Source organism: Microbacterium sp. M3 (assembly GCF_033548675.1).
Lineage (GTDB): Bacteria > Actinomycetota > Actinomycetes > Actinomycetales > Microbacteriaceae > Microbacterium > Microbacterium arthrosphaerae.
Window position 1 is genome coordinate 1 of record NZ_JAWTZT010000008.1, and the last position, 13,197, is coordinate 13,197.

The 13,197-nt window shown below is 73.3% G+C and carries 9 protein-coding genes; 3 read left to right on the forward strand and 6 right to left on the reverse strand.

The features are described from left to right. Positions 1–326: 326 nt before the first annotated feature. From R8Z57_RS16830 to R8Z57_RS16845, 4 genes are all read right to left on the reverse strand, one after another. A complete protein-coding gene (locus R8Z57_RS16830) occupies positions 327–1,067 on the reverse strand; it encodes a glucose 1-dehydrogenase (RefSeq protein WP_318354940.1) in 741 nt (246 codons plus the stop codon). 106 nt (positions 1,068–1,173) lie between these two features. Next, entirely contained in the window at positions 1,174–2,226 is a 1,053-nt protein-coding gene (locus tag R8Z57_RS16835; protein WP_318354941.1) for an NADPH:quinone oxidoreductase family protein, read from the reverse strand. Next, positions 2,213–2,803 (reverse strand): TetR/AcrR family transcriptional regulator, encoded by a 591-nt coding sequence (locus R8Z57_RS16840; protein ID WP_318354942.1) that lies wholly within the window; start codon positions 2,801–2,803, stop codon positions 2,213–2,215. The genes R8Z57_RS16835 and R8Z57_RS16840 overlap by 14 nt, the downstream gene beginning before the upstream one ends. Before the next feature lie 36 nt (positions 2,804–2,839). Then, positions 2,840–3,592, reverse strand: coding sequence for an SDR family oxidoreductase (locus R8Z57_RS16845; protein WP_318354943.1), 753 nt, complete (start codon positions 3,590–3,592; stop codon positions 2,840–2,842). Positions 3,593–3,912: 320 nt separating this feature from the next. Between R8Z57_RS16845 and R8Z57_RS16850 the strand changes: the two genes are divergently transcribed. The 3 genes from R8Z57_RS16850 (at position 3,913) to R8Z57_RS16860 (ending at position 7,533) form a co-directional block, all read left to right on the forward strand. Beyond that, positions 3,913–5,151 (forward strand): acyl-CoA dehydrogenase family protein, encoded by a 1,239-nt coding sequence (locus tag R8Z57_RS16850; RefSeq protein WP_318354944.1) that lies wholly within the window; start codon positions 3,913–3,915, stop codon positions 5,149–5,151. An 86-nt stretch (positions 5,152–5,237) separates the two neighbouring features. After that, a complete protein-coding gene (locus R8Z57_RS16855) occupies positions 5,238–6,389 on the forward strand; it encodes an AI-2E family transporter (RefSeq protein ID WP_318354945.1) in 1,152 nt (383 codons plus the stop codon). 97 nt (positions 6,390–6,486) lie between these two features. After that, the gene (locus R8Z57_RS16860) at positions 6,487–7,533 is read left to right on the forward strand and encodes an ATP-dependent DNA ligase (protein WP_318354946.1); all 1,047 of its coding nucleotides are present in this window, start codon (positions 6,487–6,489) and stop codon (positions 7,531–7,533) included. A 34-nt stretch (positions 7,534–7,567) separates the two neighbouring features. Here the strand turns inward: R8Z57_RS16860 and R8Z57_RS16865 are convergent, their stop codons facing one another. Together R8Z57_RS16865 and R8Z57_RS16870 are read right to left on the reverse strand one after the other, a co-directional pair. Then, a complete protein-coding gene (locus tag R8Z57_RS16865; RefSeq protein WP_318355008.1) occupies positions 7,568–10,336 on the reverse strand; it encodes a BTAD domain-containing putative transcriptional regulator in 2,769 nt (922 codons plus the stop codon). A 5-nt stretch (positions 10,337–10,341) separates the two neighbouring features. Then, positions 10,342–13,113: a BTAD domain-containing putative transcriptional regulator gene (locus R8Z57_RS16870; protein ID WP_318354947.1), complete on the reverse strand. Its 2,772-nt coding sequence runs from the start codon at positions 13,111–13,113 to the stop codon at positions 10,342–10,344. Positions 13,114–13,197 lie beyond the last annotated feature (84 nt).

Here is a 13,197-nt window from a genome sequence, read left to right on the forward strand (position 1 = left end):
TCCCACCGAGCTCGCGCAAATCTCCGACGTTGCGGCGACGCACACGTGCGCGCCACCAGGTCGGAGATCTCCACCACGTCGGAGCCCGCGTGGTGCATTCCGCCGAGCTCGCGCAGATCTCCGACGTTGCGGCGACGCACGCGCGCGCGCCACGAGATCGGAGATCTCCACTACGTCGGAGCCCGCGTGGTGCCTTCCGCCGAGCTCGCGCAGATCTCCGACGTTGTGGTGAGACGGAGCCCTGCCCAGAGCGCCGAACCAAGCCGCGGCCCCCGGGTCGCGGAGGGAGCCGTACGACGAGCCACCGCGGCGCGAGGCCGCCCGGGCTACTTGTGGGGAATGCCGGCGATCATGCCGCCGTCGACGACGAACTCGGCGCCGCTCGTGAACGCCGAGGCGTCGGAGGCGAGGAAGACGATCGTGCCCGCGAGGTCCGAGGGCTCGCCGGGGCGGCCGAGCGGGATGTCGAGGTGCGCGGGGTCGATGCGGGTCGTCATCTGAGTGCGGATGAAGCCCGGGTGCACCGAGTTCACCCGGATCCCGGACGGCCCGAGCTCCACCGCGAGCGACTGCGAGAGTCCGCGCACGCCGAACTTCGCTGCCGTGTAGCCGTGCAGGCCCGGGCTGCCGCGCATGCCCTCGACCGACGAGATGTTGATGATCGACCCGCTCCGCTGCGCCTTCATCACGGGCACGACCGCTCGGCAGCCGAAGAAGACGCCTGTGAGGTTCACGGCGATCACGGCGTTCCACTTCTCGGTGGTGAGGTGCTCGATGGGTGCGGCATTCGCGATGCCCGCGTTGTTCACGAGCACGTCGAGCGAGCCGAAGGCGTCGACGGATGTCTGGACCGCGGCATCCCATCGCCCCTCGTCCGTGACGTCGAGGTGCACGAATCGCGCGCCCTCGCCGAGGCCTGCGGCGAGCGCCGCGCCGTCGGCGTCGAGGATGTCGGCGATCACCACGCGCGCGCCCGCGGCGTGGAGCGCCCGCACGTACGCCTCGCCGATGCCGCGCGCGCCGCCCGTGACGAGGCACACACGTCCGCCCAGGTCGAACCCGCTCACGCGCTCACCACCCTCGAGCCCGTCGAGAGCGCATGCTCTCGCCGAGCGCACACGCGCTGCGCGCGTCGATCGTGTCGCCTCGGCGAGAGCCGTCGACGGGCAGCCCTCACGAGGCCACCTCGATGACGACGCGACCCACGGTCGAGCCGGACGCCAGCGCCTCCAGCGCCTCGGGCGCGCGCTCGAAGGGCACCGCGTGGTCGACGACCGGCCTCACCGCCCCCTCGTCGGCCAGACGGGTGAGCTCGGTACGCGCGACGTCGATGAGATCGGGCCGAGCCCCCGGGTAGAGACCCCAGTGCAGCCCCAGCACGGAGTAGTTCTTCACCAGCACGTGCCCGGCGGGCAGCGCCTGGATCGCGCCCCCGGCGAAGCCGACCACGACGATCCGCCCCTCGAACGCGATGCACTTCGTCGAGGCCTCGAACGCCGCACCGCCGACCGGGTCGAACACGACGTCCGCGCCGTGACCGCTCGTTGCGGCCTTCACCCCGGCCACGAGGTCGTCGACGCCCCGCACCAGCACCACGTCGGCACCGGCCTCGCGCGCCACGGCCGCCTTCGCGTCCGAGCCGACGACGCCGATCACGCGGGCGCCGGCGGCGATGCCGAGCTGCACGGCTGCGAGGCCGACCCCACCGGCGGCGGCGTGCACGAGCAGCCACTCCCCCGGCTGCAGAGCGGCCCGCCGGTGGAGTCCGAACCACGCCGTCTGGTACGCGACCGTGAGGCCCGCGGCCTGGGCATCGGTCAGCGACCCCGGGGCGGCCCACACATCGGATGCCGGAAGCACCGCGTACTCGGCCAGCACTCCGATCTTCGACCCGACCACGCGCTCGCCCACCGCGATGCCCGAGGCACCCGGCCCCAGTGCCGCGACGACACCGACGAGCTCGATGCCCGGAGAGAACGGCAGCTCGGGCTTGACCTGGTACTGACCGCGGCACAGCAGCACATCGGGGAAGTTCGCCGCGACGGCTCGCACCCGGACGAGCACCTCGCCCGGGCCGGGCACCGGCACCGGCACCACGTCGAGCGACAGCGCCTCGGCGGGCTCGCCGAGCGTCGTCACCCGCCACGCGCGCATCGACTCGGGCAGGGGCAGGGCGGCATCGGTCATGGCGACGTCGGCGTCGACGGTCGCGTCAGGGTGCGGCATCCGTTCTCCTCAAGCTGGTCAGGAACAGGTCGGTCAGCTGCTCGGCGACGAGCGTCTTGTCTTCGGGCCCCTCGGGCGAGTACCAGTGCGACAGGTAGTGCACGTCGCTGAAGAAGTGCGCGACGAGCATCGCGACGGGGATGTCGGTGCGGTAGATCCCCTCGGCCTGCCCCCGCGAGACGAGCTCGGCGAACTCGTCGTGGTACGCCCGGCGGCGGCGGGTGACCTCCTGCTGGCGCGGAGCCGAGAGCATGTTGAGGCTGCGGAAGAACACCGCCCCCTCCTCCATCGAGTCGATCGAGGTCTCGAGCACGTCGACGCACACCGCTCGCAGCACCTCGTCGGTCGTGCCGCCGCGCGCGATGATCTCGTCGAGATGCGCCTTCTGCAGGTTGAGCAGCCGCTCGTAGATGCCGAAGAGCAGATCGTCCTTCGACTCGAAGTAGTGGTACATCGCGCCTTTGGTGACGCCGGCGGCCTCGACGATCTGCTGCACGCTCGTGTTGGCGTACCCCTGGCGGGCGAACAGCTCGACGGCGGCGCGGGTGACGTCGTCGGCGACGTGGGAATCCTTCATGCCTTCATCCTTCACCCGAACCGCTCGCGACTCGCGTCATGTCAGGGGACGGATGCCGGAGCCGCCGTCGATCGGCAGCGTCTGGCCCGTGATCCACGCGGCGTCGTCCGAGAGCAGAAAGGCCACTGGGCCCGCCACGTCGGCCACCTCGCCGAGACGCCCGAGCGGATACGCGGCGGATGCCTCGGCCTCATGCCCCTCGTAGAGAGCGCGCGCGAACGCGGTCTTCACGACAGCGGGCGCGACGGCATTGACTCGGATCGCCGGCGCCAGCTCGAACGCGAGCTGCGCGGTGAGGTTGATGAGCGCGGCCTTGGAGATGCCGTAGAACGCGATGCCGGGGCTCGCGCCGAGACCGGCGACCGAGGCGATGTTGACGACCGAGCGCGAGAGGCCCGCGCCGAGCGCCGCGCGCGTCCAGTCGAGCGTCGCGACGACGTTGACTTCGAGGATCTTGCGCGCCGCCTCGGCCTCGATGTCGACGATCGGCCCGTACACCGGGTTGATGCCGGTGTTGTTGACGAGGTGGTCGAGCCGGCCATGACGCTCGGCGATGTGCGCGAAGACCGCCGCGCGGTGGCCGGGGTCGTCGGCGCGGCCGGCGACGGCGGTCGCGGCGTCGCCGAGCTCGGCCACGGCCGCGTCGAGGGAGTCCTGCTTGCGGCCCGTGAGCACGACCGAGGCGCCCTCGTCGACGAGGCGCCGCGCGATCGCGAAGCCGATGCCCCGACTCGAGCCGGTGACGAGCGACACGGTGCCCTCGAAGCGGCGGGCGGGGTCGTGGGTCATGGCGCCTCCTTGCGACATACCGGCTGGTCGGTTTTGCCCACCGTAGCAGATGACCGCAGGCGTTTCGTCTCGCTCCGCTCGCTCAACGACCGGGGACCGGGGTTCACCGCGGGGGCGTGCAGCGACACGGCGCAGTCATTTCGTCTCGCTCTCTCCCTCAACGACCGGGGCCGATGCACGCGGCGACCGGGGGACACCCCGGTCGTTGAGCGAGGGAGCGCAGTCACCGAGACGAAACGCGAATGGGACTGAGTACTATGGTGCGTGGCATTGAGTCCCACACCCGCCACCACCGCTTCACCCGCACCAGGAGTCCGATCGTGACCGACTTCCAGCCCCGTCCCGGCCAGAGCGTCGCGGGCTACGACGTGACCTCCCGCCGCGGCACCGACTACTACGCCGTGTTCGCCGACATCCCGGAGGCCGATCGCGAGGCGTGGGAGCGCGCGCAGGCGTACATCGACGAGGTGGGCACGCGCATGCTCGACGCGTGGGACACCGGCGCGTACCCGCTCGACATCGCGATGCGCGCGGGCGAGCTCGACCTCTTCAACGATGGCATCGTCCACCCCGGCCTCACCCGCTTCTCGCCGCTGGCGGCCGGGCTCGTCAACATGGAGATCTCGCGCGGTGACGGCTCCCTGGGCACGGTGCTCGCGGTCCAGGGCGGCCTGGCCCTGCGCACCCTGGCGCTGTTCGGCAGCGACGAGCAGCAGGCCCGCTGGCTGGTGCCGGTCGCACGCGGCGAGGTCGCGGCATCCTTCGCCCTCACCGAACCCGACCACGGCTCGGACTCGGTGTCTCTCGAGACCGTCGCCCGCTGGGACGCCGACGCCGGCGACTGGGTCATCGACGGCGCCAAGAAGTGGATCGGCAACGGCGCGTCGGGCGGCATCACGTTCGTGTGGGCGCGCATCGATGCTCCCGAAGACGAGCACCACGGCGCCGTGCGCTGCTTCCTCGTCGAGCAGGACACCCCCGGCTACACCGGCACCGTGATCGCCGGGAAGGCGTCGCTCCGCGGCATCCACCAGGCGCACATCGCGCTCGACGGGGTGCGGGTGCCCGCCGACGCGGTGCTTCCGGGAACGAAGACCTTCAAGGATGCCTCGACCGTCCTGTACTCGACCCGCTCCGGCGTCGCGTGGTCGGCGCTCGGTCACGCCACCGCCTGCTACGAGGCGGCGCTGGCGTACGCGCAGCAGCGGGTGCAGTTCGGCAAGCCGCTCGCGCGGTTCCAGATGGTGCAGGAGCGTCTCGCGCAGATGCTCGAGGAGCTCACCGCCATGCAGCTCTACTGCCGCTGGATGGCCGACCTCGAGGAGCGCGGCGAGCTCCGCCCCACGCAGGCCTCGCTCGCGAAGTACCACAACACGCGCGCCGCGCGCCGCATCGCGTCGGTCGCGCGCGACCTGCTCGGCGGCAACGGCATTCTCCTCGAGTACGGCGTCATGCAGCACATGGCCGACATCGAGGCGATCCACACCTACGAGGGCACCGAGAGCATCCAGGCGCTCCTCATCGGCCGCGACATCACCGGCATGAGCGCCTTCGCCTGACCATCCCCGCTTGCACGGCCGTTGCACGCGATCGCGGGGCCTGGCAAGTCCCTTCGCGAGCGCGGTGGAGCCCCTAGCCTCGAGCCATGGGACTGTTCCGGAATGACCCGCAGCGCGTCGTCCTCGAGTCGCACGACGTCGATCCGAGGGCGACTCGTCCCCCGTGGAGCCTCTGGGCCGACGGGTTCGGCAAGCTCGGCATCCGCTCGGTCCAGATCATCGTGGTCGGCATCGTGGTCGCCGCCATCATCTTCGGCCTGCAGTTCCTCACGCTCGTCACCATCCCCCTGACGATCGCGCTCATCCTCGCGTGCGCCTTCGCGCCGGTCATGGGATGGATGCGGCGTCGCGGGGTGCCCGCCGTGCTCGCGACCGTGCTGACGCTGCTGGCCATCGTGCTGCTGCTCAGCGGCGTCGGCTGGCTGATTGTCTGGGCCGTCCGCAATCAGTGGGACGAGCTCTACGACCAGGCGGTGGACGGCATCCAGACCGTGATCGCGTGGGTGCAGACGCTGCCGTTCGCGCCCACGCAGGAGCAGCTCGACGGCTGGGTCGACGGCATCCTCGATTTCGTCACCAGCGCGCAGTTCGGGTCCGGCGCGCTCGCGGGCGTGAGCGCGATCGCGAACTTCGTGACGGGCTTCGTGCTGATGGTGACGATCCTCTTCTTCTTCCTCAAGGACGGCCCGCAGATGTGGGAGTTCGTGCTGCGCCCCTTCCGCGGCGAGAGCTACCTGCGGGCGCGCCGCATCGGCGACAAGACGGTCGGCGTGCTCGGCTCGTACGTGCGCGGCACGGCGACCGTCGCGCTCGTCGACGCCGTCGGCATCCTCATCGGCCTGCTGATCCTCGGCGTGCCGCTGGCCATCCCGCTCTCGGTGCTCGTGTTCCTGCTGGCCTTCATCCCGATCGTGGGCGCCACGGTCGCCGGCATCATCGCGGCGCTGGTGGCGCTGGTCGCCAACGGCTGGGTCAATGCGCTGTTCGTCGTCGGCGTGGTCGTGCTGGTGAACCAGCTCGAGGGCAACTTCCTCCAGCCCGTGCTCATGGGACGCTCGATGAAGCTGCACGCCTTCGTGATCCTGGTCGCGCTGACCATCGGCACCGTGCTGGGCGGCATCGTCGGCGCGGTGCTCGCGGTGCCGATCGCCGCCGCCGCGTGGGGCGCGATCCAGGTGTGGGACGGCGCCGACCGGCCCGCGCGGTGGGCCCGCCCGAAGCGCGCAGTCGCCCACTGAGACGAGCGGGGAGCGGATGCCGCCACCCGGCGACGCCGGTGATCGCACGGGCGGGCGGGACTGTCGGGTGTCGGCGAGGACCGGCAGGATGGACCGCATGCCGTACGAGATCCCCGCGCCGATGCTCGCGAAGTCCGTGCCCGACGTGCCCGATCCGGCGAAGGTGCCGGGCGGCCTGACCTTCGAGCCGAAGTGGGACGGCTTCCGGGCGCTCATCTCGTGGGACGGCGAGAACGTCGAGATCGGCTCGCGCGGCGCCAAGCCGCTGACCCGCTACTTTCCCGAGCTCGTCGAGGCGTTCGCGCGGCTGATCCCCGAGCCGTGCCTGCTCGACGGCGAGATCGTGGTGCCGGTCGAGCGCGACGGGCGGCGGCGGCTCGACTGGGAATCGCTGTCGCAGCGCATCCACCCCGCCGCATCGCGCGTCAACATGCTCGCCGAGCAGACCCCGGCCATGTTCATCGCCTTCGACCTGCTCGCCGTCGGCGACCGCGACCTGCAGCACGAGCCGTTCGCGACGCGCCGCGCAGCGCTCGTCGAGCTGCTGCGCGACGTTCCCGACCCGGTGCACGTGACGCGCACGACCGACGACCCCGAGCTCGGCCGGCGCTGGCTCGCCGAGTTCGAGGGCGCCGGGCTCGACGGCGTCGTGGCCAAGCCGCTCGATCAGCCGTACGCACCGGGCAAGCGCACGATGTTCAAGATCAAGCACGCGCGCACCGCCGACGTCGTGGCGCTGGGCTACCGCATCCACAAGTCGGGCCAGGGCGTCGGCTCGCTGCTCGTCGGGCTGTACGGCGAAGACGGCACGCTGTACCCGGTCGGCGGCGTCGCGGCCTGGAGCAACGCCCGCCGCCTCGAGCTGATCGACGAGCTCGCACCGCTGGTGCAGCGCGACGCCGAGGGCGAGGCGCTGCGGGGCGCGGGCGAACCGTCGCGGTTCCAGTCGGGTCGCGCCGACTCGTCGTTCGTGAAGCTGCGGCCCGAGCGCGTACTCGAGGTGCGCTACGACCAGCTCGAGGGCTGGCGCTTCCGGCACACGGTGCAGTTCGAGCGCTGGCGCCCCGACCGCGACCCCCGCTCGTGCACGTACGAGCAGCTCGAGGTCGTCGCCGCCTACGATCTGGCCGACGTGCTGGTCTGAGCCCGCCGCGTCGCGGGGCGCCGACGCGGCGACCCTAGGCCAGCTGGGCGACGGCCCATCGCAGGTCGCGGTCACGGCCGCGGAGGAGGGCGGCATCCCATTCCTTCGGGCCGAGCTCGTCGGCGGCGCGGTCCCGGTACGGTGCGGCGTACGAGCCGTCCGATGCGACCGGGTGGAACCCGTAGCGAGGGCCGAGCGTGTCGACGGCGCCGAACAGCTCCGCGGCGCGGCGGTGCTCCCCGACCTCGACGAGGGCGATCGCGTAGGCGCTGACGGCGGCGACCGTGCTCGTGCCGTCCTCTCGCTCGGCCGACCGCAGCGCGCCGGTGCGCAGCATCCCCATCGCATCCCGTGGCCGGCCCACCTGCGTCAGCACCTTTCCGGTGATGTAGCAGGTCGACGCGAGCGCCCACGTGTGCCCGAGCTCGGTGGCGAGCCGATAGGCCTGCTCGAGCGAGTCGAGCGCCTGGGCGGGCCGGCCCATCACCCGCAGCGCGTCGCCCCGGATGTACAGGTGGTCGACGACGGCCCACACCCGGTCGTCGCCGAGGCGCTCGCGGTGCCGCTGCGCGGCGGCGAGCTGCGCCTCGGCGAGCTCGAGCGCCTCGCCGTGAGCGGCCACCGTCGCCTGCATCGTGCAGGCGATCATCGGCAGCGACGGGTCGTCGGCCTCTTCGGCGATGGTCGAGAAGCGCTCCATCGTGCGAAGGGCAGCCAGCACATCGCCCGACACCGACTGCATGAACGACGCGGCGTACAACGCCGTGGCCTCGGCGTCCGGCGCCGGCGCTCCGGGGAGGGCGAGCACCCGCTCGATGGTCGCGATGGCCTCCTGCCCGCTGCCGCGCTCGTACCAGTGCCAGGCGAGAGCGGCCACCAGGCGCACCGCGGTCGCCCGGTCGCCCCACGCGATGAGACGCAGGCAGGCGTCGTCGAGGTCCGCGCGATTGGCGGTCAGCGCGGCGCGTGCGCGGCGGTTCTCGGGCGTGCGCAGCAGCGGCGCCCGGCGCTCCGCGTCGTCGGTCATCCACGCGGCGTGCCGCCGGCGCCACGCCTCGGGGTCGTCGAGCGGATGCCGCGCCCTCATGTGCCGCTTGACGGTGTCGAGCACGCGGAACCGGCGTTCTCCCGGCGTCGGCGCGACCGCCGCGACCAGGGACTTGCGCGCCAGCGCGGCGGCGACCTCCCGCGGATCGGCGTCGCCGGCGTCGCACACCCCCGCCACCGCCTCGAGAGTGAACGAACCGGAGAACTCCGACAGCTGCGCGAGGAGCGCGCGCTCGGAGGCCGACGTCGTGCGCACGCTCCACGCGATCGCCTCGTCGATGGAGTCGTGACGGCCGCCGCGTGCGCCGGGCCCCCGCCTACCGTCCGGCGCCCCTCCGTCCGGCGCCCCGTCGTCGTGCGGCGATGCCGCGAGCGAGGAGGCGAGCTCCTCGAGGCTCAGCACGTCGAGCCGCGACGCGGCCAGCTCGATCGCGAGCGGCAGGCCGTCCAGCTGGACGCACAGGCGCTCGGCCGCGCCGAGCTCGGCCTCGCTCCATTCGCGGATGCCGCTGGACTCCCCCGCGCGCTGCAGGAACAGGGCGACGGCGTCACCGGCGCCGGGCCCGATGAGCGGGTCGACGGCGATGACGCGCTCTCCCGGCATGCGCATCGACTCGCGGCTGGTCACGAGCACGCTGAGGCCGGCGCAGCGCTCGAGCAGCCGTGCGCACAGCGACGCCGTCGACCCGAGCACATGCTCGGCGTTGTCGAGGATCATCAGCGTCCGGCGCCCGCCCACCGCGTCGGCGATCGCGTCGATGCCGTGGGCCGACGCGCCGACGGCGTCGGCGACGGCGCCCACGACGCGGTCGGGCGACGAGACGACCGCCAGGTCGATGAGCCGCTGCCGCTCGTCCTCATCGGCCCGCGCCCGGCGTGCGACCTCGATGGCCAGGCGCGTCTTGCCCACGCCGGCCGGGCCCGTCAGTGTCACCAGGCGCGACTCGGCGCGACCGCGCCGGATGGTCTCGAGCTCGGTCTCGCGCCCGACGAAGCGTGTGAGGGGCACCGGGATGCCGGCGCGGTCGACGGGCCGGTCCAGCACGTCGGGCTCGGCCTCGTCCTGGCGCGCGATCGCCAGGCGCAGCGCGTCGAGCGCCGCCGAGCGTCCCGCGCCCGCGTCGCGCAGCGCGGAGGCCCGCTGGTCGATCGTGGCGAGCGCATCGGCCGTGCGCCCGCTCCGGTCGAGGGCGCGGGCGTAGAGGGCACCGACCTCCTCGTCGTCGAGGTGGTGCGACAGCGGCGCGATGACAGCAGCGGCGGCTGCGGCATCCCCCGCCTCCAGGCGCAGCGTCGCGAGCTCGAGGAGGGCCGTTCGCCGGAGTGCCGACAGTTCGTCGGCCGCCGGCGGCGCGAACGGGAACTCGCCGAACCCGCTCAGGGGCGCCCCGCGCCACAGCCGTTCGGCGTCGTCGAGCTCGTCCGCTCGCGACGGGCCGCCCTCGCCCGCGACGAGCGCACGGTAGCGCACGACGTCGACCGCGTCGTGGGGCAGGTCGAGCCGGTACCCGGCCCGGCCGCCCATGAGAACGTCGCCCCAGCCGCGCGAGCGCAGGCGCGAGATGTGCGCCCGCAGACTGCTGACGACGGCGGCGGTGGGCTCGGCCCACAGCGCGTCCACGAGCTCGTCGGCAGTGAACACGCGCCCGGGCTCGAGCGCGAGGCGCGCGAGGATCGCCTGCGGGATCGCGCCGCGCACGGCTTCGGGGGCACCCTCGCCCGACACCTCGAAGGCGCCGAACAGCGCCACCCGCATCGCTGTCACGCGGTCGCCTCGACGGGCTGCGGCGCGGTCTGCGGCAGACGGTCGATGAGCGCCGACACCTCGTCCCAGCCGAGTCGGCGGCCGTTGCGGTACTCGTGCTCGAACTCGCCCGGAGTCAGGCCCTGGCCGACCGCCTCGCGCAGCCGACGCGCGTCGTCGCCCTCGGCGGCGGCGATGTCGTAGTCGTAGCGCTTGCCGAGCTCGTCGACGGCGCCCATGAGGCGGGCACCCACCTCGTGCCGCTCGACGAACGCGCACGCGCCGGCGGCGACGTGCACGACGGCGAGGGCGCCGGCGGCATCCTCGTTCGCGCGGGCGCCTGCGATCGCGCTGCGCGCGACGGCGATCGCCTCGCGCGCACGACGGGCATCGACGAGCGCCTTCGCCATGATGTACTGCGACGACGTGATCATCCAGGTGTAGCCGACCGACGACGCGATGCGATGCGATTCCGTCAGGGCCGCCAGGGCGTCGTCGGGCCGCCCTTGCGCGCGGCGCAGCTGCCCGAGCGACATGTACACCTCGGCGCGCGCCCACGCCTGCGCGTCGGGCAGCAGGTCCAGCGCCTGCGCCATGAGCTGCTCGCCGAGGTCGGCCTCGCCGAACATCGAGCGGCCGAACGCCTCGCGCGACAGCGCGACGGCGGTCACGGAGGCATCCGACCGGCGCTCGCCCTCGGCACGCGCCTGCGCGATCGCGACGAAGCCGGCCATCGCGTCGCCGGTCTGGTAGGCGAGATTCGCGAGCTCGGTGTAGGCGAGGCCGTCGCTGTCGGTCGGCTCGCCCGGCAGCGCCAGCGCCCGCTCGAGGCGCGCGCGGCCTTCGCGCAGCAGCCCCCGCAGGAACCAGTAGTGCGCCTGCCAGCCCGCGAGCCGCACCGCCGCTTCGCGGTCGCCGGCCTCGATGGCGCCCTCGTACGCGACGTTGAGGTCGGCGCGGAAGCCGTCGAGCACGGCCATGGTGTCGCGGGCCTCGAAGGTGCGGAGGGTGGGGCCCAGCCGGCTGGCGAGGTCGGCGAACCACCAGCGGTGCCGCAGGCGCCACGCCGCGGCGCGGGCGGGATCGTCGCGGTCGGCCAGGAACTCGCGCGTCGACTCGAGCACGCGGAACCGCCGTCGTCCCGTACCGCTGCGGTCGACCGCGACGAGCGACCGCCCCACGAGCTGCATCAGCAGCTCGGACGCGCGGCCGCTCTCGATGCCGCTGGTACCGGCCGCCGCCCCGACGGTGAAGGTTCCGGCGAAGCGGGCCACGTCGGTCAGCAGCGCCCGCTGGGCCTCGCCGAGCTCGTCGAAGGTCCAGCCGATCGCGGCGCGGACGCTGTCGTGGCGCCCTGTTCCGGTGTCACGGCCGCCGATGCCCTCGCGCACCTGCTCCACGTCGAGCACGTCCAGCCGCGCTGCGGCGAGCTCGAGGGCGAGCGGGATGCCGGCGAGCTGCGCGCACAGCTCGCGCGCCTCGGTGAGCTCCTCGTCGTGGAACGCACGGCCGCCGCGCGCGTCTGCCGCGCGCTCGCTGAACAGGCGCCACGCGTCCTCGGCGTCGTCGTCGACGAGCGGGCGCAGCACGACGACGTGCTCTTCGGCCAGGCGCAGCGACTCACGGCTGGTCACGACGATCCGCAGCTGGCCGGTCTGCCCGAGCAGTGCGTCGACGGCCGCGGCGAGCGCCCCGATGACGTGGTCGGCGTTGTCGAGCACGAGCAGCACGCGCCCGCGGCCGAGCCGGCGCACGATGCCGTCGATCGACAGCTCGCGTGCCCGCACGACGCTCGCGATCGTCGCGACGACGTCGTCGGGGTTGCGGATGTCGGCCAGGTCGACCATGTACTGGTCGTCGTCGAGCGCGGTCGTCGCCTCGCGGGCGAGCTCGACGGCGATCCTCGTCTTGCCGACGCCCGCGGGGCCCACGATCGTGACGAGCCGGTGCTCGCGCCGCGCTTCGCGCAGCGCGCGCAGGTCGTTCTCGCGACCGATGAACCGGGTCAGCGGAATGGCGATGCCGACGCGGCTGACGGTGCCGCCCGCGCCGATCGGCGCGACCACCGCCGGGTCCAGGCGCACGATCGAGGCGCGCAGCGCGTCCACCCGCGCCGAGGCGTCGAGCCCCTGCTCGCTCAGCCGCTCGCGGAAGGCGTCGAGCACGGCGAGCGCGTCGGTGAAGCGGGCCGAGCGCGCGAGCGCCAGCGCGAGCAGGCGTGCGGGGCGTTCGTGCAGCGGGTGGCGCTCGACGGTGCCCGACAGCACAGCCGTCGCGAGGCTGTCGTCGCCGAGCTCGATCGCCGCCTCGGCCAGGTCTTCGTCGAGCAGCCGACGGTCCTCGAGATGCTCGGCGCGCAGGCGGGCGACGAAGGGGTACCCGTCCAGGTCGGCGAGCGGCTCCTGCGCGGCGAGGCCCGCCAGTTCCACGAGCCGGGCGAGGTGCGCCTCGGCGGCGGTGACCTCGGCGGCGCGCGTGAGCTCGTCGCGGAACCGCGTCAGGTCGACGCGCTCCCGCGGCACGTCGATGAGGTAGCCGCCGCGCGCCCCGACGATCGCGGCGCCGAGGCCCGCTGCCCGCAGGCGGGAGAGGTGCGCGCGCAGCGTCGAGACGACGTTCTCGGGCGGGTCGGTCCAGACGTCCGCGATGAGCGTCTCGGACGGCACCAGCTCGCGCGGCGTGGCCGCCAGTCGTGCCAGCAGCGCGCGCGGCAGGTCGCCGCGCACCGGCACGGTCGCGCCGTCGATGTGCAGTCCGAACGCCCCGAGCAGTTCGATGTCGATCCCCATGCGCGTCGGTCTCCTCCGGCTCGTGTCTGTCAGCAGGCTAGGCGCGCTGCGGCCCACGCCGCCGGGCGCGGGCCACGGTGCAAT